Origin of the sequence: Sporolactobacillus mangiferae (genome assembly GCF_023336505.1) — a bacterium.
Taxonomy (GTDB): Bacteria; Bacillota; Bacilli; order Bacillales; family Sporolactobacillaceae; genus Sporolactobacillus; species Sporolactobacillus mangiferae.
The window spans coordinates 23138-47074 of sequence record NZ_JAMAST010000014.1; the positions used below are offsets into that span (position 1 = coordinate 23138).

Sequence of the window (23937 nt, forward strand, 5' to 3'; positions counted from 1 at the left end):
AGGGAGGTTGCCCCCTTGCTGGATGTTAATAAATTTGAATTCATGAAGATTGGTTTAGCATCACCTGACAAAATCAGGTCCTGGTCTCACGGTGAAGTCAAGAAGCCTGAGACAATCAACTATCGAACTCTGAAACCGGAGAAGGACGGTTTGTTCTGTGAACGCATTTTCGGTCCGACCAAAGACTGGGAGTGTCATTGCGGTAAATATAAGCGCGTCCGTTATAAGGGTGTTGTTTGCGATCGCTGCGGTGTTGAAGTCACAAGGGCGAAAGTCCGCAGAGAACGTATGGGCCATATCGAGCTTGCCGCTCCCGTCTCACATATATGGTACTTTAAAGGGATTCCAAGCCGAATGGGCCTGCTGCTGGACATGTCACCAAGAGCTCTGGAAGAGGTCATCTATTTTGCATCTTATGTTGTGACCGAACCCGGTGATACCCCTCTGGAGAAGAAACAACTGCTCTCTGAAAAAGAGTATCGCGCTTACCGCGAAAAATACGGCAATGCTTTTAAAGCGGGGATGGGTGCCGAATCCATTAAAAAGCTCCTGCAGGATGTTGACTTGGACAAAGAATCCCAGACTTTGCAGGAAGAGCTGAAAAGTGTTCAGGGCCAAAGAAGAACACGGGCAGTGAAACGTCTGGAAGTTATTGAGGCATTCCGCGAATCCGGCAATGAACCTTCTTGGATGGTTCTTGATGTACTGCCGGTCATTCCGCCTGAACTGCGTCCAATGGTTCAGCTGGATGGCGGGCGCTTTGCCACTTCAGACCTGAATGATCTGTATCGACGGGTCATCAACAGAAACAACCGTCTGAAACGCCTTCTCGAATTGGGAGCGCCAAGCATTATTGTACAAAACGAAAAACGTATGCTTCAGGAAGCGGTCGATTCGCTGATTGATAACGGCCGTCGCGGCCGCCCGGTTACCGGACCTGGTAACAGACCATTGAAATCCCTTTCCCACATGCTGAAAGGAAAGCAAGGCCGCTTCCGTCAGAACCTGCTTGGCAAACGTGTCGATTATTCCGGTCGATCCGTTATTGCCGTAGGTCCGACATTGCAAATGTATCAATGCGGACTGCCAAAAGAAATGGCTTTGGAACTTTTCAAACCATTTGTCATGAAAGAACTGGTCAGCCGCGGCATTGCCAATAACATAAAAAGTGCAAAACGCAAAGTTGAAAAAATTCACGCAGATGTCTGGGGCGTCCTTGAAGACGTTATTAAGGAACATCCGGTTCTCCTGAACCGTGCGCCAACGCTGCACCGTCTCGGTATCCAGGCATTCGAACCGAGAATTGTAGAAGGACGCGCCATTCGTCTTCACCCGCTGGTATGTACGGCATACAATGCGGATTTTGACGGCGATCAGATGGCCGTTCACGTACCGCTGTCCGCAGAAGCACAGGCAGAGGCCCGTTTGCTGATGCTCGGCGCGCAGAACATTTTGAATCCGAAAGACGGCAAACCGATTGTGACACCATCTCAGGATATGGTGCTTGGAAACTACTATCTGACTTTGGAACGCAAGGGAGCCGTAGGCGAGGGTAAAGTATTTAAGAACAGCGATGAAGTGATGCTTGCATATTACAACGGCTATGTTCACTTGCATTCACGCATTGCCATTCCCGCGGCGTCAACGCATAATCCGACGTTCACAGAGAAACAGAATAAGCAGTACCTGCTGACTACACCGGGAAAATTGATTTTCAATCACATTCTGCCGTCGGCCTTCCCTTATATTAATGAACCGACGGATCAGAACCTGCAGATTGCAACTCCGGATAAATATTTTGTTCCAATGGGATCTGATATTCCTGCGTTGATTGCTGAGCGCGATGAAATTCCGCCATTCAAAAAGGGCTATCTCGGGCATATCATTGCAGAAGTCTTCAAACGCTATAAAGTTACTGAGACATCCAAGTTTCTTGATCGCTTAAAGGCGCTTGGATTCCAGTATTCGACGAAAGCAGGTATTACAGTCGGCGTATCCGATGTAATCGTGCTTCCTGAAAAGAAGCAGATACTTGATGAAGCTGAGGACAATGTCCAAAAAGTGACTAAACAATTCCGTCGCGGGTTGATCACGGAAGATGAACGCTATGAACGTATTGTCGGTATTTGGAGCGATGCAAAAGATACCATTCAGTCTAAACTGATGGGCTCACTTGCTAAGACAAACCCGATCTTTATGATGAGTGACTCCGGTGCTCGTGGTAATGCATCTAACTTTACTCAGCTTGCCGGCATGCGTGGTTTGATGGCTGACCCGTCCGGCCGTATCATTGAGCTTCCGATTATCTCCAGTTTCCGTGAAGGACTAACTGTGCTGGAATACTTCATTTCAACGCATGGTGCCCGTAAAGGTCTTGCCGACACGGCTCTTAAGACCGCGAACTCAGGCTATCTGACCCGTCGTCTTGTTGATGTGGCACAGGATGTTATTGTCAGAGAAGATGACTGCGGCACTGACCGGGGTATCGTAGTTCACGCCATTCGCGAAGGTAATGAAGAAATCGAAAGCTTGTACGATCGTCTGGTCGGACGTACGGCCAACCAGACAGTTTATCACCCGGATACTGATGAAGTGCTTGTACAGAAAAACGAACTGATCAATGAAGACACGGCAACCAGGATTGTTGAGGCGGGCATTACTGAGGTTGAAATCCGAACCGTATTCACCTGTGAGACACGTCATGGTGTCTGCAAAAAGTGCTACGGCCGCAATCTGGCAACCGGTTCCGAAGTGGAAGTCGGTGAATCAGTTGGCATCATTGCCGCACAATCGATCGGTGAACCGGGTACTCAGCTGACCATGCGTACCTTCCACACCGGCGGCGTTGCCGGCGACGACATTACCCAGGGTCTTCCCCGTATTCAGGAACTTTTTGAAGCGCGGAATCCAAAAGGGCAGGCCGTTATTTCTGAAATCGATGGCACGGTTACATCAGTCAGCGAATTGAAAGATAAGCGCGAGGTCGTCGTTAAAGGTACCTTGGAAACGCGTACGTATACAGTGCCACTGAGTGCCCGTATGAAAGTAGCGGAGGGCAACGAAGTAAAGGCCGGAGATCCGTTGATCGGCGGCTCCATTGACCCGAAAGAACTGTTGCACGTCGTTGGACTACAGGGCGTACAGAACTATCTGTTACGCGAAGTGCAGAAGGTTTACCGCATGCAAGGTGTGGAAATCGGTGATAAGCACGTTGAAGTAATGGTACGTCAGATGATGCGTAAAATCCGCGTTATTGACAGTGGCGATACATCTGTTCTGCCTGGTGCACTTATGGACATTCACCGGTTCAAAGATGAGAACCACGATGTACTGGTACAGCGTAAAATGCCGGCAACCGGCCATCCGGTACTGCTGGGAATTACCAAGGCTGCCCTGGAGACAGATTCCTTCCTTTCCGCAGCATCATTCCAGGAAACGACACGTGTCCTGACGGATGCCGCGATTAAAGGCAAGGTTGATGAGTTACTTGGCCTGAAGGAAAACGTGATTATCGGCAAGCTGATTCCCGCCGGTACGGGTATGCCGAAATATCGTAATGTAGTCGTTGAAACAGAAGACGAACGCAACGAACCCGCAGAATCCGAAGATGTATTGATTAAGCAGGAAAGCTGATTCAGCCATTGACAATGGCTGATTGCCAGTGCTATTATATCTGAGTGTTCTTTTTACACTTGTTGCTTTGGAGGATACATGATTATGTCTTATGAAAAAGTGACACAATTAAAGAACGATGTGTTTATTGGCACGAAACAGGCGATCAAGGCATTAAGAGAAGATCGTGTTCAAGAGATTGTTATTGCCGAAGATGCCGATGCGCGTGTAACCAATAAAGTACTGACACTTGCGGAAGAACTGAATGTACCAGTGAGCCGGGTAGCCTCAATGAAGAAGTTGGGTCAGGCCTGCGGTATTGAAGTCGGAGCCTCGGCTGTTGCGATAAAAAAATGATGTTTTTGCAGGAATAGCCTGCAAAAACACTTTTTTGCGCAAGAAAAGAACCGCCTGGATCAGTGGGTTTAGAAACTTGAAAGGAGGAACAGGTAAATGCCTACAATCAATCAATTAATTCATCAAGGACGCAAGTCAAAAATCAGAAAGTCAACGGCACCAGCCTTGAACAGAGGTTACAACAGTTTTAAGAAATCGCTGACCAATGATTTTGCTCCACAAAAAAGAGGGGTGTGCACCCGTGTTGGCACGATGACACCGAAGAAGCCGAACTCAGCGCTTCGTAAATATGCTCGTGTTCGTCTGTCAAACAACATTGAAGTCAATGCTTATATTCCGGGAATTGGTCACAACCTTCAGGAACACAGCGTTGTTCTGATTCGCGGCGGACGTGTGAAAGACCTCCCTGGTGTGCGTTATCATATTATCCGCGGTGCTCTGGATACGGCTAGTGTGGTCGACCGTAAGCAAGGCCGCTCAAAATACGGCGCAAAGAAGCCTAAGGCTTAATTATTAACTGAGAGGAGGAAATCACATGCCTAGAAAAGGCCCTGTTGAAAGACGCGATGTACTGCCTGATCCGCTTTATAATTCAAAGCTGGTCACTCGATTGATCAATCGGATTATGGAAGACGGAAAAAAGGGAAAAGCGCAAACGATTCTCTATCAGGCATTTGATCTAATTAAAGAACGTACAAATCAGGAACCGATGGAAGTGTTCGAACAGGCACTGAAAAACGTGATGCCGGTGCTTGAAGTCAAAGCACGTCGTGTCGGCGGTTCCAACTATCAGGTACCAGTGGAAGTACGTCCTGAACGCCGGACGACCCTCGGGCTTCGCTACCTGGTTAACTATTCAAGGCTTCGCGGCGAAAAAACGATGGTTGAACGGTTAGCCAGTGAAATTATTGACGCTTCAAATAATACGGGTGCGTCAGTCAAGAAACGCGAAGACATGCACAAGATGGCTGAAGCAAACAAAGCGTTTGCTCACTATCGCTGGTAATAGGCTCACTACTGTTCAAAATGGAGGTTCATCCATGATTTTGAACAGTCAAAATAGGAAGGAGAGAGATCCATGGCAAGGGAATTCTCCCTGGAGAAGACGCGTAATATCGGTATCATGGCGCACATCGATGCCGGCAAAACGACGACAACCGAGCGTATTCTTTTCTATTCGGGTCGTATCCACAAGATCGGTGAAACCCATGAAGGGGCTTCACAGATGGACTGGATGGATCAGGAAAAGGAACGTGGCATTACGATTACCTCTGCTGCGACAACCGCTCAATGGAAGGGTCATCGAATTAACATTATCGACACCCCTGGACACGTGGATTTTACCGTCGAAGTTGAACGGTCCTTGCGTGTTCTGGACGGTGCAGTAACGGTTCTTGATGCGCAATCCGGAGTTGAGCCGCAGACAGAAACAGTGTGGCGCCAGGCAACAACGTACGGTGTACCGAGAATTGTATTTGTTAATAAGATGGATAAAATTGGTGCGGATTTCCTGTATTCCTGCCAGACGCTGCATGATCGCCTTCAGGCGAATGCGCATCCGATTCAGCTGCCGATGGGCGCTGAAGACAATTACCAGGGTGAAATCGACCTGGTTAACATGCAGGCTTATATTTATGAAGACGACCTTGGTTCCATTGTCGATGCGGAAGAAATTCCGGATGAGTACAAGGAGCAGGCCGAAGAATACCATGAAAAACTCATCGAAGCCGTTGCCGATGTCGACGATGAACTCATGGAAAAATATTTAAACGGTGAAGAAATCTCTGTGGAAGAATTAAAAGCGGCTATTCGTAAAGCGACTTGTGCCGTTAAGTTCTATCCTGTATTGTGCGGTACGGCATTCAAGAACAAGGGTGTACAGCACGTACTGGATGCATGCATTGACTATCTGCCTTCACCGCTTGATGTTCCGGCGATCAAAGGTACACTCCCGGATTCGGGTGAAGAAGCTACACGTCCGGCTGATGACAGCGCTCCGTTCTCGGCACTGGCTTTTAAAGTTATGACGGATCCGTTTGTTGGTAAGCTGACTTTCTTCCGTGTGTATTCAGGAACCATTGAAGCAGGCTCCTATGTTGCCAACTCAACAAAGGATACCCGCGAACGTCTGGGCCGCCTGCTGCAAATGCATGCCAATCACCGTAGTGAAATTAAAAAAGTTTATTCCGGTGATATTGCCGCAGCAGTAGGGCTGAAGAATACAACGACCGGAGATACATTATGCGATGGCGACCACGCCATTGTCCTTGAATCGATGGAATTCCCGGATCCGGTTATTCATGTCGCGATCGAACCAAAATCGAAGGCGGATCAGGATAAGATGGGTATCGCACTTGCGAAACTTGCTGAAGAAGATCCGACTTTTAAGACACATACGGACGAAGAAACCGGCCAGACCATCATCGGTGGTATGGGCGAGCTTCACCTCGACATTATTGTTGACCGTCTGCGCCGTGAATTTAAAGTTGACGCCAACGTCGGCAACCCGCAGGTTGCTTACCGCGAAACGCTTACGAAAGCTGGAAGAGCTGAAGGTAAGTTCATTCGCCAGTCCGGTGGTCGCGGTCAGTACGGCCATGTTTGGATTGAATTCGAACCGCAAAAAGAGGGCGAAGGATTCACATTCGAAAACAAGATTGTCGGCGGTGTTGTTCCGCGTGAATACATTCCGGCAGTTGAGGCAGGCTTGAAAGACGCATTGCAAAATGGTCTGCTTGCCGGATATCCATTGATTGACGTGAAAGCAAGCCTGGTTGACGGATCTTATCATGATGTCGATTCAAGTGAAATGGCATTCAAAATCGCAGCATCTATGGCATTGAAAGCAGCCAAAAATGTCTGCGCGCCGGTTATTCTTGAACCGATCATGAAAGTTGAAGTCAGCATGCCCGAAGAGTATCTGGGCGATATCATGGGCGACATCACGAGCCGCCGCGGCCGCGTTGACGGTATGGAAGCGCGCCAGGGTGTTCAGGTCGTCAGTGCCCATGTTCCTCTGGCGGAGATGTTCGGTTATGCGACGAACCTTCGCTCTGCAACTCAGGGACGCGGTACCTTCACAATGCAATTTGATCACTATGAAGAAGTGCCGAAGAGTGTCAGTGAAGAAATAATTAAGAAAGCAACAGGGGAATAATCAACATTTTGCCCGTCTGCTAAATTAATTGTCACACTGCGTGTTTTATTGTAAGCTAGGGAAGATGGCACACGGTGCCTACTTTCTTACTGCATATAAATTAAAACTTTCTATTGAATTAAAGGAGGATTATACAATCCATGGCTAAAGAACATTATGAACGTACAAAACCACATGTTAACATTGGTACAATTGGTCACGTCGACCACGGTAAAACAACCCTGACGGCTGCTATTACAACCGTACTCGCAAAATCAGGGAAAGCTCAGGCACGCGCTTATGATTCCATTGATGGTGCACCTGAAGAACGTGAACGTGGAATCACGATTTCGACGGCTCACGTTGAATATGAAACAGACAAGCGTCACTATGCACACGTTGACTGCCCAGGACACGCTGACTATGTCAAGAACATGATCACTGGTGCCGCTCAGATGGACGGCGGGATTCTTGTTGTTTCCGCTGTCGATGGCCCAATGCCTCAGACTCGTGAACACATCCTTCTTGCACAGCAGGTTGGTGTTCCGGCGATCGTTGTCTTCCTGAACAAAACAGACCAGGTTGACGATCCTGAACTTCTTGAACTCGTAGAAATGGAAGTTCGCGATCTTCTGAGCGAATATGACTATCCGGGTGACGATGTTCCGGTTATTAAAGGTTCCGCTTTGAAGGCACTGCAGGGCGACGCCGAAGAAGAAAAACACATCCTTGAACTGATGGATGCAGTTGATGAATACATTCCGACTCCGGTTCGTGAAAATGACAAGCCATTCATGATGCCAGTCGAAGACGTATTCTCGATCACTGGTCGTGGTACGGTTGCAACCGGTCGTGTTGAACGTGGTACGGTTAAAATCGGCGATGAAGTTGAAATCCTTGGATTGACTGATGCTCCTAAGAAATCTACTGTAACGGGCGTTGAAATGTTCCGTAAAACGCTTGACTATGCTGAAGCTGGCGACAATATTGGCGCGCTGCTTCGCGGTGTTGATCGTGAAGGTGTTGAACGTGGTCAGGTTCTGATTAAACCAGGTACTGTAACGGCACACAAGAAGTTCAAAGCTCAGGTATACGTGTTGAAGAAAGAAGAAGGCGGCCGTCACACTCCGTTCTTCAGCAACTATCGTCCGCAATTCTATTTCAGGACAACGGACGTTACCGGAACCATTACACTTCCTGAAGGAACTGAAATGGTAATGCCTGGCGACAACGTAGAAATGGATGTTGACCTTCTCGCTCCGATCGCGATCGAACAGGGAACGAAATTCTCTATCCGTGAAGGCGGCCGTACGGTAGGCGCCGGTTCTGTATCTGTAATTGTTGAATAATCTTTGACTCAGAAAGAGCTCTCTTCGGAGGGCTCTTTTATTTTGCACACATCTTTTTGACATGCGGCCACAGCGGGCAGCCGTAACAATGATGTGACAAAAGATAGATCAATAATTTATATTTGAGGGCTTGACTGTGGTTAAGCCTCATGTCATTCTTTACCGAACATAAATTTAAATTTGAATTTTCCTGAAAAAATCTATATAATGTAACAGTTGCTGAAAAAAACTGCCGTTCACCTTGCTTTGCGCCTGATCTTTAGGTATAATAGTGAAGTTGGTTTGGCAATGATGCGGAAGGTTGCGGATACACCCGGCTCCTTTGCCAAGGCGGGCTGTCCGGAAATTTTCGTGGAGCAAGTCTATTTTTAAAAAATGGACGAAAAAAGGAGGGAACATAACATGGCAAAGCAAAAGATTCGCATTCGTTTAAAGGCATATGATCACCGTATTCTGGATCAATCCGCTGAAAAAATTGTTGAAACGGCAAAACGTTCAGGCGCAAAGGTGTCCGGACCGATTCCGCTTCCAACTGAAAAATCGATCTATACGATTTTGCGTGCGGTACACAAATACAAAGATTCACGTGAACAATTCGAAATGCGTACACACAAACGTTTAGTTGATATTGTTGAGCCTACGCCGCAAACGGTGGATTCATTGATGAGACTGGACCTGCCGTCAGGTGTCGATATTGAAATCAAATTATAATTTATTTAAGTAAAACAGGAGGTGTTACGGATGAGCAAGGGAATCTTAGGCAAGAAAATCGGCATGACTCAAATTTTTGCTGAAAACGGCGATGTGATTCCTGTTACGGTTATCGATGTGTCTGATAATGTTGTTCTTCAAAAGAAAACAGCTGAAACGGACGGATACGAAGCTGTACAGCTCGGCTTTGACAATACGAAAGCATCACGTATTACCAAGCCGGCAAAGGGTCACGCTGAAAAAGCGAAAGCCGAACCTAAGCGCTTCATTAAAGAAATCCGTAATGTACAGTTAGACGATTACGAATTAGGCAAGGAAGTAACCGCCGACACATTTAAAGCCGGCGATGTTGTTGATGTGACTGGAACATCCAAAGGCAAGGGCTATCAGGGCCCAATTAAAAGAAACAATCAATCTCGTGGACCGATGACTCACGGTTCCCGTTATCACCGCCGTCCGGGTTCCATGGGTGTTATTGATCCTGCGCATACGTTCAAGGGCAAAAAACTTGCCGGACGCATGGGCGGCGAAACGGTAACTGTTCAAAATCTGGTTATTGCCAAAGTTGACCCGGAACGCAAGCTGATCCTGATTCGCGGCAACGTGCCAGGCGCTAAGAAGAGCTACATTGTTATTAAATCTGCACTCAAAGCAAAAGAAGCTAAATAAGAAGGGAGGACGCTTCCATGCCAAAATTAACTGTATTTGATCAAAAAGGCGCTGAAGTTGGATCTGTTGAACTGGCAGATGCTGTATTCGGCATTGAACCTAATGAACATGTCGTATACCAAGCGGTTGTCATGCAACAGGCTTCTCTGCGCCAGGGAACACACGCTGTAAAGAACCGCTCCGCTGTACGCGGAGGCGGACGCAAACCTTGGAAACAAAAAGGAACAGGACGCGCGCGTCAGGGCTCTATTCGTTCGCCGCAGTGGGTTGGCGGCGGCACGGTATTTGGACCGACACCGCGCAGCTATGCCTATAAACTGCCGAAGAAAGTGCGCAGACTTGCCATTAAGTCCGTACTGTCAGGTAAAGCAGGGGACAATGATCTGATTGTACTTGATGCGTTGACTATTGAAGCGCCAAAAACAAAAGAAATTGTTGCTTTACTGAACAATTTATCGGTGGCGGCTAAAGCACTGATTGTTACAAATGATGTTGATGAAACGGCTGTCTTGTCGTCACGTAATATCCCAGGTGTAAAGGTGCTTGCTGCAAACGAAGTCAACGTCCTTGATGTTGTCGCTCATGATAAGCTGATTGTCACTAAGGAAGCCGCAGCAAAGCTTGAGGAGGTGCTTGGATAATGAAAGATCCTCGCGATATTATAAAGCGCCCCGTGCTGACTGAACGTACAACGGCCCAGATGGCTGATAAGAAATACACATTTGATGTTGACTTAAAGGCGAACAAGTCTGAAATCAAACGTGCAGTGGAAACCATCTTTGGTGTTAAAGTTGTTAAGGTAAACACATTGAATGTGAAGGGCAAGCCGAAACGTTACGGCCGCTACACAGGTTTTACGAATAGACGTAAGAAAGCCATTGTTACATTGACGCCGGAAAGCAAAGAACTCAACTTCTTTGAAGGCGAATAAGGACTATTAAAGAAGGAGGTTACTGATTGTGCCACTTAAAAAGTACAAACCGACAACCAACGGCCGCAGAAATATGACGTCGCTGGATTTCGCGGAAATTACGACGGATACGCCGGAAAAATCATTGCTGACGGCATTGCCTAAAAAGGCGGGCCGAAACAATCAGGGCAAACTGACTGTTCGTCATCAGGGCGGCGGCCATAAACGCAAATACCGTATTATTGATTTTAAACGAAATAAAGATGATGTGCCTGGTAAGGTCGCAACGATCGAATATGATCCGAACCGTACTGCAAATATTGCTTTGATTCATTATGCGGATGGAGAAAAACGTTACATTCTTGCTCCGAAAGGCATTCGGGTAGGAACTGAAATTATGTCCGGTGTAAATGCCGATATCAAGGCAGGCAACGCGCTTCCTTTGAAAAACATTCCGGTTGGTACAACCATCCACAATATTGAACTGAAACCGGGAAAAGGCGGACAGCTTGTGCGCTCTGCGGGAACATCTGCTCAGATTCTTGGTAAAGAAGGCAAATACGTGCTTGTTCGTCTGGTTTCCGGCGAAGTGCGTATGGTTCTTGAAACGTGCCGTGCAACGATCGGCCAGGTCGGTAATCTGGAACACGAACTTGTGTCTGTCGGTAAAGCCGGCCGGTCACGCTGGAAGGGCATCCGTCCGACGGTCCGTGGATCAGTTATGAACCCGAATGATCACCCACACGGCGGTGGTGAAGGTAAGGCTCCTGTCGGACGTAAATCGCCGATGTCTCCTTGGGGCAAGCCAACAATGGGCTACAAGACACGCAGCAAAAAGAAAGCTTCCGAACAGTTCATTATCAGACATCGTAAAAAATAATCCGTCCCGGATAAATATTTTATTTTGGAAGGAGGCCTACTCATGAGCCGAAGCCTGAAAAAAGGACCTTTTGTCGATGATCATCTCATGACAAAAGTTACCCGCCTGAATGAGAAAGATGAAAAAAGAGTCATTAAGACTTGGTCGCGCAGATCAACCATCTTCCCTGAATTCATCGGCCATACCATTGCTGTTTACGACGGACGCAAACATGTGCCGGTGTACGTTACAGAAGACATGGTAGGACATAAACTTGGAGAATTTGCTCCGACAAGAACTTATCGCGGACACGCTGCTACCGATAAGAAGACAAGCGCACGCTAACGAAAGGAGGAACTTTTGATGCAAGCTAAAGCAGTTGCTAGACAAATTCGTATTGCTCCTCGTAAGGCGCGTCTTGTTATTGATCTTATCAGGGGCAAGGATGTCGGTTATGCGCTGGCCGTTCTGAAAAACACTCAGAAGGCAGCGTCACCGATTATTGAAAAAGTTTTGAAATCCGCGATTGCCAATGCGGAACATAATTACGATCTGGACACAGAAACGTTGTATGTTGAACAGGCGTTTGTTGATGAAGGCGCCACCTTAAAACGCTTCCGTCCGCGCGCTCAGGGTCGCGCGAGCCGAATTAACAAACGGACCAGTCACATTACAATTATTGTGTCGGAAAAGAAGGAGGGATAACGCGTGGGTCAGAAAATTAATCCTATTGGGTTCAGAATCGGTGTCATTCGTGACTGGGAATCCAAATGGTATGCGGATAAAGAATATGCTGAGTATCTTCATGAAGATATCAAAATTCGCAAATATATTGAAGAAAAGCTGAAAGATGCCTCTGTTTCCGGCATTGAACTGGAACGTGCCGCCAATCGCATTAATGTAACAATTAGAACTGCGAAACCAGGCATGGTCATCGGAAAAGGCGGCTCTGAAGTTGAAAATCTTCGTAAGGCTTTGAACACTCTTACAGGCAAACGGGTTCACGTAAACATTTTTGAGATTAAGCAGGCAGATCTTGACGCAAAGCTGGTAGCTGAAAATATTGCCCGTCAGCTTGAAAGCCGTATTTCTTGGAGACGCGCACAGAAGCAGACATTGCAAAGAGCGATGCGCGCAGGCGCAAAGGGAATCAAAACGCAATGTGCCGGACGTCTCGGCGGCGCAGATATGGCACGTACAGAGGATTACAGTGAAGGAACTGTTCCGCTTCATACTTTGCGAGCCGACATTGATTATGGGACAGCAGAAGCTGATACTACTTATGGCAAAATCGGTGTAAAAGTATGGATTTATCGTGGAGAAGTCCTTCCTACGAAAGGAACGACAAATAAGGAAGGAGGCAAATAATTATGTTAATGCCTAAACGCACAAAGTATCGCAGACAGCACCGTGGCAGAATGCGCGGACAAACAAAGGGCGGTGCTACGGTAACGTTCGGTGAATACGGATTGCAGGCACTGGGATCCGCCTGGATCACCAGCCGCCAGATTGAAGCAGCACGTATTGCGATGACACGTTATATGAAACGTGGCGGAAAAGTCTGGATCAAAATTTTCCCGCAAAAATCGTACACAAAGAAACCTCTTGACGTCCGAATGGGTTCCGGTAAAGGTGCTCCTGAAGGATGGGTAGCAGTTGTAAAGCCTGGCCGTGTTCTTTTTGAAGTCGGCGGTATCAGTGAAGAAGTGGCTTATGAAGCACTGAGACTTGCAAGCCACAAATTGCCTATTAAAACGAAAATCGTGAAACGCGAAGAAGTGGGTGGTGACGCAAATGAAGGCTGAGGAATTACGTAATTTGACCACTGCTGAAGTTGAAGAAAACGTGAAGTCCTTGAAGGAAGAACTGTTTAATCTGCGTTTCCAGCTCGCTACTGGACAATTGGAAAATCCGGCTCGCATTCGCGCAGTACGCAAATCCATTGCTCGCGCAAAAACGATTTTGCGTGAACGTGAATTGAATGTTCAAAACGGCTGAGAAGGAGGTAGCGCAAATGGCAGAAGAAACACGCAAAAATGCCCGTAAAGTTCTGGTCGGTCGTGTTGTTTCGGACAAAATGGATAAGACCATTACGGTACTTGTTGAAACGTACAAGAACCACCGTCTTTATGGAAAACACGTGAAGTATTCCAAGAAATTCAAAGCACATGATGAGAATAATCAGGCTAAAGTCGGCGATATTGTTGAAATCATGGAAACTCGCCCGCTTTCTAAAGATAAACGTTTTCGTCTTGTGAAAATTGTTGAGGAATCCGTTATTATCTGATCTGTCGGACGTATCCGGAGATCGAAGGGAGGTTGCACGTTATGATTCAACAGGAAAGCCGTTTGAAAGTTGCCGATAACTCTGGTGCTCGCGAAGTCCTTACCATTAAAGTTTTGGGGGGATCCGGACGCAAGACTGCCAACATCGGTGATGTGATCGTTGCCTCGGTTAAACAAGCAACACCAGGCGGGGTTGTTAAGAAAGGCGACGTCGTGAAAGCTGTCGTGGTACGCACAAAACATGGTGTAAGACGTACGGATGGCTCTTATATTCGTTTTGACGAAAATGCTGTTGTTCTGATTAAGGAAGACAAAAGCCCGCGTGGCACACGTATCTTTGGACCGGTAGCCCGTGAACTGCGTGAAGGCCAGTTTATGAAGATTGTTTCTCTTGCACCGGAAGTACTGTGATTCTGAATGGTCTGAAAAAGGAGGTGGCATGCAACATGGCAAAACTGCATGTAAAAAAAGGCGACAAGGTTCAAGTAATCACCGGCAAGGATAAAGGCAAGCAGGGTGTGATTCTGGCGGCATTTCCGGCAAAAGAACGTGTCATTGTCGAAGGCGTCAACATTGTCAAGAAACACTCAAAGCCAAGTCAGGCAGCTCCTCAGGGCGGTATTCTTGAGAAAGAAGCGCCGATTCATGTATCAAATGTTATGCTGCTTGATCCAAAGACAAACGAACCTACACGCGTAGGACATAAAATAGTGGACGGCAAAAGAGTCCGCGTATCAAAAAAATCAGGCGAAATTATTGAATAAACGGAGTGTCTGTGAAAGGAGGTCAACACATGAGCCGTTTTAAAGAAAAATATGACAAGGAAGTTGTTCCGGCTTTAATTGAAAAGTTTAAATACACATCGGTAATGCAGGTCCCGGCGATTGAAAAAGTAGTCATTAATATGGGTGTCGGCGAAGCCGTTCATAATTCGAAAGCATTGGACAGTGCTGTGGAAGATCTGACTGCTCTTTCCGGTCAGAAACCGGTGATCACACGCGCAAAGAAATCAATTGCCGCTTTCAAACTTCGTGAAGGTGTTGCGATCGGCGCAAAAGTAACGCTTAGAAAAGATCGTATGTACGATTTTCTTGATAAGCTGGTTACCGTTGCGCTTCCGCGTGTCCGTGACTTCCGTGGCGTTTCTAAGAAGGCATTTGACGGTCGCGGCAACTACACACTGGGTATTCGTGAACAACTGATCTTCCCGGAAATCGACTATGATAAAGTGGATAAAGTACGTGGTATGGATATCGTTATTGTAACGACTGCCAAGACAGATGAAGAAGCAGCGGAACTTTTGACCTTGCTGGGCATGCCGTTCGTAAAAAAATAATCGTAAGGAGGATATGAATTTTGGCAAAAAAGTCTATGCTTGTTTCATCACATCGCCCAAAAAAATTCAAAGTGCAGGAATACACACGCTGTGAACGCTGCGGACGTCCTCATTCGGTTCTCAGGAAATTCAAATTATGCAGAATTTGTTTTCGCGAACTTGCCTATAAAGGACAAATCCCAGGTGTTAAAAAAGCCAGCTGGTAAAATTTTAAGTGACAGGGAAGGAGGTCGATTTGCATGGTCATGACAGATCCCATAGCAGATATGCTGACCCGCATTCGTAATGCCAATATTGTTCGCCATGAACAGATTGAGCTGCCAGGTTCCAGAATCAAGAGGGAAATTGCTGAAATCCTGAAGCGCGAAGGATTTATAAAAGATGTTGAATACATTGAAGACAATAAACAAGGTGTGCTTCGTCTCATCTTAAAATATGGCAGCAACAAAGAACGTGTTATTTCCGGTTTGAAGAGAATCAGCAAACCCGGACTTCGCGTTTATGCAAAAGCCGATGAAGTGCCGAGAGTGCTTGGCGGTCTCGGAATTGCGCTTGTATCAACGTCAAAGGGCATTGTTACGGATAAGGAAGCCCGCCAGCAGAAAGTCGGCGGCGAAGTGCTCGCCTACATTTGGTAAGGAGCAAACAAGAACGGAGGTGTACAGATGTCTCGTATAGGATTAAGACCGACAGCCATTCCTGATGGCGTAACGGTAACGATTGACGGTCAGACAGTAACGGTCAAAGGCCCTAAAGGCGAGTTATCCCGGACATTCCATCCGGATATGATTATTAAGCAGGAAAACAATGAAGTAAAAGTTGAAAGGCCGGATGATTCAAACCAGCATCGCGCCCTGCACGGTACGACAAGCAGTTTGATCAGCAACATGGTTGAAGGCGTAACGAAGGGTTTTGTTAAGAAGCTTGAGCTTGTCGGCGTCGGTTATCGTGCCAACAAACAGGGTAAGAAGCTTGTGCTGAATGTCGGCTACTCCCACCCGGTAGAAATCGTTCCTGAAGAGGGAATTGAACTGGCTGTTGAAGGCAACAACAAGATTGCCGTTTCCGGAATCGACAAACAGCGTGTCGGCGAAGTTGCCGCAAATATTCGTTCCGTCCGCTCACCTGAGCCTTATAAAGGTAAAGGTATTCGCTATGAAGGCGAAAATGTGCGTCGCAAGGAAGGTAAAACAGGTAAGTAATTGAATTTAATTTCTACGAGAAAGGAGCGACGGACAGTATGATTACAAAAAAAGACAAAAACGCGTTGCGTCAGAAAAGACATTTTCATGTGCGTCACCGGATTGCGGGCACTGCAGAACGTCCGCGTTTAAATGTTTTTCGTTCTTCCAAGAATATATATGCGCAGCTGATTGACGATGTAAAGGGGACAACGCTTGTTTCCGCGTCATCGATTGACAAAGCATTTGATCTTGAAAAAGGCAGCGACGTCGCTGCTGCAAAAAAAGTCGGTCAATTGATCGGTGAACGTGCCCTTGAGAAGGGAATTGACACGGTAGTTTTTGATCGCAGCGGTTATATTTATCACGGACGTGTAAAGGCTGTTGCTGAAGGCGCCCGGGAAGCCGGACTCAAATTTTAAAATTAAGGAGGGGAATCCATGGCTAATAATAATGATCGCAATAAATCAGAATTTGAAGAACGCGTTGTAACGATCAACCGCGTAGCGAAGGTTGTTAAAGGCGGACGCAGGTTCCGTTTTTCAGCGCTGGTTGTCGTTGGCGATAAGAAAGGCAATGTAGGTTACGGCCAAGGGAAAGCACATGAAGTTCCTGAAGCCATTCGCAAAGCCATTGAAGATGCGAAAAAGAATGTATTCAATGTTCCGATTGTAAACACGACCATTCCTCATCAGGTGACTGGTCACGCGGGATCCGGCAGCGTATTGCTGAAACCGGCATCCGAAGGTACCGGAATCATTGCCGGCGGCCCGGTGCGTGCCGTGCTCGAATTATCCGGACTTGGCGATATCCTCTCAAAGTCGCTCGGCTCGAACAATCCGATCAACATGGTTCGCGCAACCATTGCCGGATTGAAAGACCTGAAACGTGCAGAACATGTAGCAAAGCTGCGCGGCAAATCAGTAGAAGAACTGCTCGGATAAGGAGGGAGAGGCATTGGCTAAAAAACTGGAAATTACCCTCAAACGCAGCGTGATCGGACGCCCTGAATCACAACGTGTGACGGTAAGAACGCTTGGTCTCAGAAAAACGTATCAGACCGTTGTACAGGATGACAATCCGGCAATTCGCGGCATGATCAACAAGGTTTCCCATCTCGTGCAGGTTCGTGAACTGAATGACTGAAGATAAAGTGAATTTGTGAATAAGGAGGTGCCAAGATGAAACTCCATGAATTGAAACCAGCTGAAGGATCCCGGTTTGCTCGCAAGAGAGTTGGGCGCGGCTACGGTTCAGGGCTTGGCAAAACATCTGGTCGAGGACAAAAAGGACAGAAAGCCCGCTCGGGCGGCAAGGTACGTCTCGGATTTGAAGGCGGACAGATGCCGCTCTTGCAAAGGCTTCCGAAAAAGGGTTTCAAAAACCCGACGCGCAAAATCTATTCTGTTGTTAATATTGAAAAATTGAACCGTTTTGAGAACGGAACGGAAATTACACCAGAACTGCTGCTTGAAACACGCGTCATCCGCAAACTGAATGACGGAGTCAAAGTTCTGGGCGAAGGCAAACTTGAAGCCAAACTGACAGTTAAAGCGCACAAGTTCTCTGCTTCTGCTAAAGAAGCAATTGAGGCTGCCGGCGGAAACATTGAGGTGATTTGATGTTTCAAGTGCTTTCCAGCATGTGGCGAGAAGCCGATATTCGCCGAAAAATAGTATTCACACTGCTTATGCTCATTGTATTCCGGATCGGGACATTCATTCCCGTCCCAGATATTAATACAGAGCTGATCAATTTCAGTGATTCAAGTGCCTTTGGTCTGTTTAATACCTTTGGCGGTGGTGCGCTTGAGAATTTCTCCATTTTTTCGATGGGCATTATGCCATACATCACTGCTTCAATTATCGTGCAGCTGTTGCAAATGGATGTTGTCCCGAAACTGACGGAATGGTCAAAGCAGGGAGAAATGGGCCGGCGTAAATTGAATCAACTGACAAGATACGGGACGATCATTCTCGGCTTTATTGAAGCCCTTGGTCTCTCTTATACGTTCAATAGCAACTATCAAGGGTTGGTATCTAATCCGACCATTTGGACCTTTCTGATCATTGCATTGGTACTGACAACGGGAACGGCTTTTCTCGTGTGGCTTGGCGATCAGATTACGGCTTATGGCGTGGGTAACGGTATTTCCATTATTATCTTTGCCGGAATTGTTGCCAGAATTCCCACGGCAGTCAGCCAGATCTACGCACAGCGGTTTGCATCGTCAACCAACACATTTATGGAAGTACTTGGCTTGCTCGCTATTGTTGTGATTGTCCTCCTGATTGTTGTTGGAACGATTTTCGTTCAGCAGGGTATGCGGAAGATTCCGATACAATATGCGAAAAGGACAATTGGCACAAAAACATATAGTGCAGAGCCGACGCATCTGCCGATTAAGGTTAATGCGGCCGGTGTTATCCCGGTCATCTTTGCAATCTCGCTGATGATCACGCCGCCGACAATCGCCCGCTTTTTTCCGCAGAACGATGTGACTGCATGGATTATCCGGGTATTCGATTACTCAACGGTGTATGGCATGGTCATCTACGCAGTGCTGATCATCGCATTTACCTATTTCTATACATTTGTCCAGGTAAACCCTGAGAAGATGGCGAAAAATCTTGGCGAACAAGGTGGCTATATCCCAGGTATCCGGCCGGGGAAAAGCACAGAGAAATACATTACCAAAATTCTCTATCGCCTGACCTTTCTCGGCGCTATTTTTCTGGCGGTCATTTCGCTTCTCCCGATTGTTTTCGGGGAAATTGGCGAATTGCCAACAAGCGCCCGGATCGGTGGAACAAGCTTGCTGATTGTTGTCGGGGTTGCACTTGATACGATGAAACGTATCGAAAGCCAGCTGATTAAGAAAAATTATCAGGGCTTCATTAGAAAAAGGTAAGGCAACTTGCGGTGAATGAGTCAGGAGGAGTACAATGAATCTTATTTTAATGGGACTGCCTGGTGCCGGAAAAGGAACTCAGGCAGAGCGGATTGTTGATAAGTTCGGTTATCCTCATATCTCGACCGGTGATATGTTTCGTGCAGCAATTAAAGGTGGCACGCCGCTTGGGAAAAAAGCAAAATCTTTTATTGACCAGGGTGCACTGGTTCCCGACGAGGTAACCATTGGCATTGTCAATGAACGCTTGTCTGAGGACGACACGGATCAAGGGTTCCTTCTTGATGGCTTCCCTCGAACTGTTGAACAGGCGGAGGCCCTGGAGCAGATGATGAAGGAAAAAGGAAAGAAGATTGACGCTGTGCTTTATATCCGTGTTGATCCTGAAAAACTGCTTGCAAGACTGACCGGTCGAAGAATCTGTTCTGAATGCGGGGCAACCTACCATTTGACATTCAATCCGCCGGCCAGAGAAGGCGTTTGTGACAAATGCGGTGGTGCTCTGAAACAGCGTGCAGACGACAATGAAGCAACCGTTCATGAACGACTGCAGGTGAATATGCGACAACAGCAGCCGCTACTTGATTTCTATGAAGCAAAAGGATCCCTGAAAACGATCAATGGTGATCAGGATATTGATGATGTTTTCCGTGAAGTAACAGAGATACTGGGTGTTCTTACGAAGTGATCACGCGGAAAACTATTGAGGAAATCGATAAGATCCGTATTGCGGGGAAAATAGTGGCACAAACACTGGAAAAATTGCGCCAGACTATTCGTCCCGGCATATCGACTATTGAACTCGATACGCTGGCAGAGCGTCTGATCAGGGATGCGGGAGCTGAACCATCGTTTAAAGGATATGATGGTTTTCCAAACAGCATCTGCGCATCGGTTAATGATCAGGTGGCCCACGGCATGCCCGGTTCCTATGTTCTGCGGGACGGAGATATGGTCAGTATCGATATCGGTGCCGAGTATGAAGACTTTCATGCAGACTCCGCCTGGACTTTCCCTGTAGGCACGCTTTCTGAAACGGCCCAACAGCTTCTGAAAACGACGGAAATGTCGCTGTATCGAGGGATCGCCGAAGCAAAACCGGGGAACCGGTTGTCGGATATCTCCCATGCAATTCAGCGGTGTGCTGAGTCAGGTGGATTTTCCGTTGTCCGTGAATTAACCGGGCACGGTGTTGGACGCGAGCTTCATGAGCCACCGGATGTGCCCAATTACGGTCGTCCCGGCCGAGGGCCGGTTTTGAAGCCCGGAATGGTGCTGGCCATTGAGCCTTTGATCAACGAAGGCAGCCGGGACATCTGGATGGTTGAAGATGATAACTGGACCTTAATGACCCAGGATGGCAGACCGTGCGCGCACGTTGAACACACAATTGTCATTACGGAATATGGAAATGAAATCTTGACAAAGCAATAAGTGAAGGTGATGATGGATGGGTAACGATCAGGCCCCCTTACCCGTTCCCGGTCAGCTTGTCCGCGTGCTAAGGGGAAAAGAATCGGGTTCTTATTTTGTCATTGTGCATCTTATTAATGAGCGTTTTGTTGAAATTGCTGACGGTGACAAAAGAAAATTTGACAATGCCAAAAAAAAGAACATTAACCATCTTGAACTTCAGTCATATATCTCTGTCGAAGTACAGAAAAGTCTGCGTGAGATTGGACGCGTGACAAATGGAAAGCTGCGTTTTGCCATCGCTCATTTTTTGGATGGAGAAATCAGTAACAAGAGGAAGGGTGAGTCAGCCGATGGCTAAGGAAGATGTCATTGAAGTTGAAGGCACCGTTATCGAACCACTGCCAAATGCAATGTTTCGTGTAGAATTGGAGAATGGTCATAAGATTTTAGCTCATGTATCGGGCAAGATCCGTATGCATTTCATTCGCATTTTGCCCGGAGACAAAGTAACGGTCGAACTGTCGCCATATGATGTTTCTCGCGGCCGTATTACGTTCAGGCATAAATAATTGCTCTGCGGTGTATAAGGAGGGTTCAATAATGAAGGTAAGACCATCAGTAAAAAAGATGTGTGAAAAATGCAAGATTGTCCGCCGTAAAGGTGTTGTCATGGTGATTTGTGAAAATCCAAAGCATAAACAAAGACAAGGTTAATAAGGAGGTGCTCTGACGTATGGCTCGTATTGCAGGTATCGACATTCCAAGAGAAAAACGTGTTGTTATTTCTCTGACTTATATCTACGGTATCGGTTTGGCAACGGCTAAGAAAATTCTGGCTGAGGCCAATGTTTCCGAAGATACACGTGTCCGTGACTTGACCGAGGAAGAACAGACACGCATCCGCGAAGTCGTTGACCATTATCGTGTTGAAGGTGACCTCAGGCGTGAAGTTTCTCTGAATATTAAAAGACTTATTGAAATCGGTTCGTATCGAGGCATCCGCCACCGCAGAGGTCTGCCGGTTCGCGGACAAAACACGAAAAACAATTCACGTACACGCAAGGGTCCTAAGCGTACCATTGCTGGCAAAAAGAAATAAGTAAAGGAGGGTTAAAACATTTATGGCAAAAGCACAACAACGTACACGCAAACGTCGGGTAAAAAGAAATGTTGAGAACGGGGTGGCTCATATCCGTTCCACTTTTAACAACACGATCGTAACGATTACAGATCCGCACGGAAATGCGATTTCATGGGCAAGCGCAGGCGGTCTTGGTTTCAAGGGATCCAGAAAATCAACGCCGTTCGCAGCGCAGACAGCAGCGGAAGCTGCCGGCAAGAATGCGCTTGACAGCGGAATGAAAACTGTTGAAGTATCCGTTAAAGGACCAGGCGCCGGACGTGAAGCAGCAATCCGTGCTCTTCAGGCTGTCGGTCTTGAAGTGACCGCCATTCGTGACGTCACTCCAATTCCGCATAATGGCTGCCGTCCTCCGAAACGTCGCCGCGTTTGATTGTATAGCTCGCTATTAATCTGTTAATAATGCAACTATGACTAAACGTGTATTACCAAAAAATGAGAAGCACGCCGCGGCCCGAAACTTGGGAGCGCGCGCTGACCAAAGTATCGACGTTTTGAAGGAGGGTTTATATCTGATGATTGAGATCGAAAAGCCAAAGATCGACACAGTTGAAATAGCCGAAGACGGAAGCTATGGAAAGTTTGTTGTCGAACCGCTCGAACGTGGATACGGCACGACCCTGGGTAATTCTTTACGTCGTATTTTACTCTCATCCCTCCCAGGCGCGGCTGTAACAACGGTACAGTTTGATACTGTACTTCATGAATTCTCTACTATTGAAGGCGTTGTCGAAGATGTAACGGCGATTATACTGAATATCAAGAAGCTTTGTCTGAAGCTGTATTCAGATGAAGAAAAAACATTGGAAATCGATCTTCAGCGGCCGGGGAAAGTCACAGCGGCTGACATTATCCACGACAGCGACGTAGAAATTCTGAATCCGGAATTGGAAATCGCGACACTGGATGAGGGCGCACATTTCCATGTAAGAATGATTGCTAAAAAAGGACGCGGTTATGTTCCTGCAGAGGGAAACAAATCCGAAGATCTTCCGATTGCTGTCATTCCGATTGATTCCATTTATACGCCGATTACACGTGTCAACTATCAAGTCGAGAAAACCAGAGTCGGTCAGGTGGCCAATTATGACAAACTGACACTTGACGTCTGGACGGACGGAAGTATCCGCCCCGAAGAAGCAATTGCATTAGGCGCTAAAATTCTGACCGAGCACTTGAATATCTTCGTCGGACTGACGGATCAGGCGCAACAAGCCGAGATCATGATCGAAAAAGAAGAAGATAAGAAAGAAAAAGTGCTTGAGATGACAATTGAAGAACTTGATCTGTCCGTGCGTTCTTACAATTGTCTGAAACGTGCAGGGATCAATACCGTTCAGGAACTGACCCAGAAGAGTGAAGAAGACATGATGAAGGTTCGGAATCTTGGCCGTAAATCGCTTGAAGAGGTTGAAGAGAAGCTGCATGATCTTGGTCTTGGGCTGAGAGTTGAAGAGTAACCCATAGCATACTCGTGATTATTTTTCTTTTTTGCGCAAAAAAGAAAGATTTGAAGAAATGAATAAAGAGGGGGTATAAATAAATGGCATATGCAAAGTTAGGCCGGGATTCAGCTGCGAGGAAAGCACTGTTCCGCGATTTAGCGACCGACTTGATTATTAACGAACGTATTCAGACAACGCATTCCAAAGCTAAGGCGCTTCGGCCGATCGTTGAAAAGATGATTACGCTGGCAAAACGCGGTGATCTGCACGCACGTCGTCAGGCTGCAGCTTTTATCCGTAATGAAGTCGCTGATCAGGAAGCGGGCCAGAATGCGGTACAGAAGCTGTTCGACGATGTTGCAAAGCGCTATGCAGAGCGTCAGGGCGGATATACACGTGTTCTGAAAGTAGGTCCGCGCAAAGGTGACGGTGCCGAATTAGCAATCATTGAGCTGGTTAAATAAGAATCAGTTAATTACGAGAGGCAGAAGCCGGGTTCCGATGAGCTTGGATTTCTGCCTTTTTTCTATACAGTACAGTGAAGGATCAGGCGAGTAATCACTTTGATGCACAGCGGTAAATCGTATATAATGCATCATATGAAAAAAGTTCAGTCAA

The 23937-nt window shown here is 46.9% G+C and carries 37 protein-coding genes; all 37 read left to right on the forward strand.

Annotated elements, in window-relative coordinates:
* Positions 1-15: 15 nt before the first annotated feature.
* The 37 genes from rpoC to rplQ all read left to right on the forward strand — a co-directional run bounded on the left by rpoC (position 16) and on the right by rplQ (position 23783).
* Complete coding sequence (gene rpoC, locus M3N64_RS10680; RefSeq protein ID WP_249102076.1) at positions 16-3633, forward strand: DNA-directed RNA polymerase subunit beta'; 3618 nt, start codon at positions 16-18, stop codon at positions 3631-3633.
* Positions 3634-3717: 84 nt separating this feature from the next.
* On the forward strand, positions 3718-3969 hold the full coding sequence (locus M3N64_RS10685) for a 50S ribosomal protein L7ae-like protein (RefSeq protein WP_249102077.1): 252 nt from the start codon (positions 3718-3720) through the stop codon (positions 3967-3969).
* Between the two features lie 96 nt (positions 3970-4065).
* Complete coding sequence (gene rpsL, locus M3N64_RS10690; protein ID WP_249102078.1) at positions 4066-4479, forward strand: 30S ribosomal protein S12; 414 nt, start codon at positions 4066-4068, stop codon at positions 4477-4479.
* Between the two features lie 25 nt (positions 4480-4504).
* Entirely contained in the window at positions 4505-4975 is a 471-nt protein-coding gene (gene rpsG, locus M3N64_RS10695) for a 30S ribosomal protein S7 (RefSeq protein WP_249102079.1), read from the forward strand.
* 72 nt (positions 4976-5047) lie between these two features.
* Entirely contained in the window at positions 5048-7126 is a 2079-nt protein-coding gene (gene fusA, locus M3N64_RS10700) for an elongation factor G (RefSeq protein WP_249102080.1), read from the forward strand.
* A 140-nt stretch (positions 7127-7266) separates the two neighbouring features.
* Complete coding sequence (gene tuf, locus M3N64_RS10705; protein ID WP_249102081.1) at positions 7267-8454, forward strand: elongation factor Tu; 1188 nt, start codon at positions 7267-7269, stop codon at positions 8452-8454.
* Positions 8455-8856: 402 nt separating this feature from the next.
* On the forward strand, positions 8857-9165 hold the full coding sequence (rpsJ, locus tag M3N64_RS10710; protein ID WP_010024543.1) for a 30S ribosomal protein S10: 309 nt from the start codon (positions 8857-8859) through the stop codon (positions 9163-9165).
* 30 nt (positions 9166-9195) lie between these two features.
* Positions 9196-9834, forward strand: a complete 639-nt coding sequence (rplC, locus tag M3N64_RS10715) for a 50S ribosomal protein L3 (RefSeq protein ID WP_249102082.1) — start codon at positions 9196-9198, stop codon at positions 9832-9834.
* 17 nt (positions 9835-9851) lie between these two features.
* Positions 9852-10475: a 50S ribosomal protein L4 gene (gene rplD, locus M3N64_RS10720; RefSeq protein ID WP_249102083.1), complete on the forward strand. Its 624-nt coding sequence runs from the start codon at positions 9852-9854 to the stop codon at positions 10473-10475.
* Positions 10475-10765, forward strand: coding sequence for a 50S ribosomal protein L23 (gene rplW, locus M3N64_RS10725; RefSeq protein WP_249102085.1), 291 nt, complete (start codon positions 10475-10477; stop codon positions 10763-10765). Before rplD ends, rplW begins: the two co-directional genes overlap by 1 nt.
* 28 nt (positions 10766-10793) lie before the next feature.
* Positions 10794-11624, forward strand: a complete 831-nt coding sequence (rplB, locus tag M3N64_RS10730) for a 50S ribosomal protein L2 (RefSeq protein WP_249102087.1) — start codon at positions 10794-10796, stop codon at positions 11622-11624.
* Positions 11625-11666: 42 nt separating this feature from the next.
* Complete coding sequence (gene rpsS / locus M3N64_RS10735) at positions 11667-11948, forward strand: 30S ribosomal protein S19 (protein WP_249102088.1); 282 nt, start codon at positions 11667-11669, stop codon at positions 11946-11948.
* A gap of 18 nt (positions 11949-11966) precedes the next feature.
* Complete coding sequence (rplV, locus tag M3N64_RS10740) at positions 11967-12308, forward strand: 50S ribosomal protein L22 (protein ID WP_249102089.1); 342 nt, start codon at positions 11967-11969, stop codon at positions 12306-12308.
* Positions 12309-12311: 3 nt separating this feature from the next.
* Complete coding sequence (gene rpsC, locus M3N64_RS10745; protein WP_249102090.1) at positions 12312-12971, forward strand: 30S ribosomal protein S3; 660 nt, start codon at positions 12312-12314, stop codon at positions 12969-12971.
* Positions 12972-12973: 2 nt separating this feature from the next.
* Complete coding sequence (rplP, locus tag M3N64_RS10750; RefSeq protein ID WP_249102091.1) at positions 12974-13408, forward strand: 50S ribosomal protein L16; 435 nt, start codon at positions 12974-12976, stop codon at positions 13406-13408.
* The gene (rpmC, locus tag M3N64_RS10755) at positions 13398-13601 is read left to right on the forward strand and encodes a 50S ribosomal protein L29 (protein ID WP_249102092.1); all 204 of its coding nucleotides are present in this window, start codon (positions 13398-13400) and stop codon (positions 13599-13601) included. The genes rplP and rpmC overlap by 11 nt, the downstream gene beginning before the upstream one ends.
* 16 nt (positions 13602-13617) lie before the next feature.
* Positions 13618-13890 carry a 30S ribosomal protein S17 gene (rpsQ, locus tag M3N64_RS10760; RefSeq protein ID WP_249102094.1) on the forward strand — a complete coding sequence of 91 codons (273 nt, stop codon included), beginning with the start codon at positions 13618-13620 and terminating at the stop codon, positions 13888-13890.
* A 41-nt stretch (positions 13891-13931) separates the two neighbouring features.
* Complete coding sequence (rplN, locus tag M3N64_RS10765; RefSeq protein WP_249102097.1) at positions 13932-14300, forward strand: 50S ribosomal protein L14; 369 nt, start codon at positions 13932-13934, stop codon at positions 14298-14300.
* A 44-nt stretch (positions 14301-14344) separates the two neighbouring features.
* Complete coding sequence (rplX, locus tag M3N64_RS10770; RefSeq protein ID WP_249102148.1) at positions 14345-14653, forward strand: 50S ribosomal protein L24; 309 nt, start codon at positions 14345-14347, stop codon at positions 14651-14653.
* A 29-nt stretch (positions 14654-14682) separates the two neighbouring features.
* Positions 14683-15225 carry a 50S ribosomal protein L5 gene (rplE, locus tag M3N64_RS10775; protein ID WP_249102099.1) on the forward strand — a complete coding sequence of 181 codons (543 nt, stop codon included), beginning with the start codon at positions 14683-14685 and terminating at the stop codon, positions 15223-15225.
* Positions 15226-15245: 20 nt separating this feature from the next.
* Positions 15246-15431: a type Z 30S ribosomal protein S14 gene (locus M3N64_RS10780; RefSeq protein ID WP_010024562.1), complete on the forward strand. Its 186-nt coding sequence runs from the start codon at positions 15246-15248 to the stop codon at positions 15429-15431.
* 33 nt (positions 15432-15464) lie between these two features.
* Positions 15465-15863 (forward strand): 30S ribosomal protein S8, encoded by a 399-nt coding sequence (rpsH, locus tag M3N64_RS10785; protein ID WP_249102101.1) that lies wholly within the window; start codon positions 15465-15467, stop codon positions 15861-15863.
* Positions 15864-15890: 27 nt separating this feature from the next.
* The gene (gene rplF, locus M3N64_RS10790) at positions 15891-16427 is read left to right on the forward strand and encodes a 50S ribosomal protein L6 (RefSeq protein WP_249102103.1); all 537 of its coding nucleotides are present in this window, start codon (positions 15891-15893) and stop codon (positions 16425-16427) included.
* 38 nt (positions 16428-16465) lie between these two features.
* Positions 16466-16828 carry a 50S ribosomal protein L18 gene (rplR, locus tag M3N64_RS10795; protein WP_249102105.1) on the forward strand — a complete coding sequence of 121 codons (363 nt, stop codon included), beginning with the start codon at positions 16466-16468 and terminating at the stop codon, positions 16826-16828.
* Positions 16829-16846: 18 nt separating this feature from the next.
* Positions 16847-17350, forward strand: coding sequence for a 30S ribosomal protein S5 (rpsE, locus tag M3N64_RS10800; protein ID WP_249102106.1), 504 nt, complete (start codon positions 16847-16849; stop codon positions 17348-17350).
* 13 nt (positions 17351-17363) lie between these two features.
* The gene (gene rpmD, locus M3N64_RS10805; RefSeq protein WP_249102107.1) at positions 17364-17552 is read left to right on the forward strand and encodes a 50S ribosomal protein L30; all 189 of its coding nucleotides are present in this window, start codon (positions 17364-17366) and stop codon (positions 17550-17552) included.
* Positions 17553-17587: 35 nt separating this feature from the next.
* Positions 17588-18028, forward strand: a complete 441-nt coding sequence (gene rplO / locus M3N64_RS10810; RefSeq protein WP_249102108.1) for a 50S ribosomal protein L15 — start codon at positions 17588-17590, stop codon at positions 18026-18028.
* The gene (gene secY, locus M3N64_RS10815) at positions 18028-19317 is read left to right on the forward strand and encodes a preprotein translocase subunit SecY (RefSeq protein ID WP_249102109.1); all 1290 of its coding nucleotides are present in this window, start codon (positions 18028-18030) and stop codon (positions 19315-19317) included. Before rplO ends, secY begins: the two co-directional genes overlap by 1 nt.
* Before the next feature lie 34 nt (positions 19318-19351).
* Positions 19352-20005, forward strand: a complete 654-nt coding sequence (locus M3N64_RS10820) for an adenylate kinase (protein ID WP_249102110.1) — start codon at positions 19352-19354, stop codon at positions 20003-20005.
* Positions 20002-20751 carry a type I methionyl aminopeptidase gene (gene map, locus M3N64_RS10825; RefSeq protein WP_249102111.1) on the forward strand — a complete coding sequence of 250 codons (750 nt, stop codon included), beginning with the start codon at positions 20002-20004 and terminating at the stop codon, positions 20749-20751. The genes M3N64_RS10820 and map overlap by 4 nt, the downstream gene beginning before the upstream one ends.
* A 16-nt stretch (positions 20752-20767) precedes the next feature.
* Positions 20768-21091: a KOW domain-containing RNA-binding protein gene (locus tag M3N64_RS10830; protein WP_249102112.1), complete on the forward strand. Its 324-nt coding sequence runs from the start codon at positions 20768-20770 to the stop codon at positions 21089-21091.
* Entirely contained in the window at positions 21084-21302 is a 219-nt protein-coding gene (gene infA, locus M3N64_RS10835) for a translation initiation factor IF-1 (RefSeq protein WP_010024579.1), read from the forward strand. Before M3N64_RS10830 ends, infA begins: the two co-directional genes overlap by 8 nt.
* A gap of 31 nt (positions 21303-21333) precedes the next feature.
* Positions 21334-21447, forward strand: coding sequence for a 50S ribosomal protein L36 (rpmJ, locus tag M3N64_RS10840; RefSeq protein ID WP_010024581.1), 114 nt, complete (start codon positions 21334-21336; stop codon positions 21445-21447).
* A gap of 19 nt (positions 21448-21466) precedes the next feature.
* Positions 21467-21832 carry a 30S ribosomal protein S13 gene (gene rpsM, locus M3N64_RS10845; protein WP_249102114.1) on the forward strand — a complete coding sequence of 122 codons (366 nt, stop codon included), beginning with the start codon at positions 21467-21469 and terminating at the stop codon, positions 21830-21832.
* Positions 21833-21854: 22 nt separating this feature from the next.
* Positions 21855-22247, forward strand: a complete 393-nt coding sequence (gene rpsK, locus M3N64_RS10850) for a 30S ribosomal protein S11 (RefSeq protein WP_249102116.1) — start codon at positions 21855-21857, stop codon at positions 22245-22247.
* 142 nt (positions 22248-22389) lie between these two features.
* Positions 22390-23334, forward strand: a complete 945-nt coding sequence (locus tag M3N64_RS10855; protein WP_249102118.1) for a DNA-directed RNA polymerase subunit alpha — start codon at positions 22390-22392, stop codon at positions 23332-23334.
* Between the two features lie 83 nt (positions 23335-23417).
* Entirely contained in the window at positions 23418-23783 is a 366-nt protein-coding gene (gene rplQ / locus M3N64_RS10860; protein WP_249102121.1) for a 50S ribosomal protein L17, read from the forward strand.
* The last annotated feature ends 154 nt before the right edge of the window (positions 23784-23937 follow it).

Bases quoted from the DNA above. Each gene is read 5' to 3' on its own strand.
- M3N64_RS10685 (WP_249102077.1), top strand. From the start codon at position 3,718: ATGTCTTATGAAAAAGTGACACAATTAAAGAACGATGTGTTTATTGGC.
- rpsL (WP_249102078.1), top strand. From the start codon at position 4,066: ATGCCTACAATCAATCAATTAATTCATCAAGGACGCAAGTCAAAAATC.
- rpsG (WP_249102079.1), top strand. From the start codon at position 4,505: ATGCCTAGAAAAGGCCCTGTTGAAAGACGCGATGTACTGCCTGATCCG.
- fusA (WP_249102080.1), top strand. From the start codon at position 5,048: ATGGCAAGGGAATTCTCCCTGGAGAAGACGCGTAATATCGGTATCATG.
- tuf (WP_249102081.1), top strand. From the start codon at position 7,267: ATGGCTAAAGAACATTATGAACGTACAAAACCACATGTTAACATTGGT.
- rpsJ (WP_010024543.1), top strand. From the start codon at position 8,857: ATGGCAAAGCAAAAGATTCGCATTCGTTTAAAGGCATATGATCACCGT.
- rplC (WP_249102082.1), top strand. From the start codon at position 9,196: ATGAGCAAGGGAATCTTAGGCAAGAAAATCGGCATGACTCAAATTTTT.
- rplD (WP_249102083.1), top strand. From the start codon at position 9,852: ATGCCAAAATTAACTGTATTTGATCAAAAAGGCGCTGAAGTTGGATCT.
- rplW (WP_249102085.1), top strand. From the start codon at position 10,475: ATGAAAGATCCTCGCGATATTATAAAGCGCCCCGTGCTGACTGAACGT.
- rpsS (WP_249102088.1), top strand. From the start codon at position 11,667: ATGAGCCGAAGCCTGAAAAAAGGACCTTTTGTCGATGATCATCTCATG.
- rplV (WP_249102089.1), top strand. From the start codon at position 11,967: ATGCAAGCTAAAGCAGTTGCTAGACAAATTCGTATTGCTCCTCGTAAG.
- rplP (WP_249102091.1), top strand. From the start codon at position 12,974: ATGTTAATGCCTAAACGCACAAAGTATCGCAGACAGCACCGTGGCAGA.
- rpmC (WP_249102092.1), top strand. From the start codon at position 13,398: ATGAAGGCTGAGGAATTACGTAATTTGACCACTGCTGAAGTTGAAGAA.
- rpsQ (WP_249102094.1), top strand. From the start codon at position 13,618: ATGGCAGAAGAAACACGCAAAAATGCCCGTAAAGTTCTGGTCGGTCGT.
- rplN (WP_249102097.1), top strand. From the start codon at position 13,932: ATGATTCAACAGGAAAGCCGTTTGAAAGTTGCCGATAACTCTGGTGCT.
- rplE (WP_249102099.1), top strand. From the start codon at position 14,683: ATGAGCCGTTTTAAAGAAAAATATGACAAGGAAGTTGTTCCGGCTTTA.
- rpsH (WP_249102101.1), top strand. From the start codon at position 15,465: ATGGTCATGACAGATCCCATAGCAGATATGCTGACCCGCATTCGTAAT.
- rplF (WP_249102103.1), top strand. From the start codon at position 15,891: ATGTCTCGTATAGGATTAAGACCGACAGCCATTCCTGATGGCGTAACG.
- rplR (WP_249102105.1), top strand. From the start codon at position 16,466: ATGATTACAAAAAAAGACAAAAACGCGTTGCGTCAGAAAAGACATTTT.
- rpsE (WP_249102106.1), top strand. From the start codon at position 16,847: ATGGCTAATAATAATGATCGCAATAAATCAGAATTTGAAGAACGCGTT.
- rplO (WP_249102108.1), top strand. From the start codon at position 17,588: ATGAAACTCCATGAATTGAAACCAGCTGAAGGATCCCGGTTTGCTCGC.
- secY (WP_249102109.1), top strand. From the start codon at position 18,028: ATGTTTCAAGTGCTTTCCAGCATGTGGCGAGAAGCCGATATTCGCCGA.
- M3N64_RS10820 (WP_249102110.1), top strand. From the start codon at position 19,352: ATGAATCTTATTTTAATGGGACTGCCTGGTGCCGGAAAAGGAACTCAG.
- M3N64_RS10830 (WP_249102112.1), top strand. From the start codon at position 20,768: ATGGGTAACGATCAGGCCCCCTTACCCGTTCCCGGTCAGCTTGTCCGC.
- infA (WP_010024579.1), top strand. From the start codon at position 21,084: ATGGCTAAGGAAGATGTCATTGAAGTTGAAGGCACCGTTATCGAACCA.
- rpmJ (WP_010024581.1), top strand. From the start codon at position 21,334: ATGAAGGTAAGACCATCAGTAAAAAAGATGTGTGAAAAATGCAAGATT.
- rpsM (WP_249102114.1), top strand. From the start codon at position 21,467: ATGGCTCGTATTGCAGGTATCGACATTCCAAGAGAAAAACGTGTTGTT.
- rpsK (WP_249102116.1), top strand. From the start codon at position 21,855: ATGGCAAAAGCACAACAACGTACACGCAAACGTCGGGTAAAAAGAAAT.
- M3N64_RS10855 (WP_249102118.1), top strand. From the start codon at position 22,390: ATGATTGAGATCGAAAAGCCAAAGATCGACACAGTTGAAATAGCCGAA.
- rplQ (WP_249102121.1), top strand. From the start codon at position 23,418: ATGGCATATGCAAAGTTAGGCCGGGATTCAGCTGCGAGGAAAGCACTG.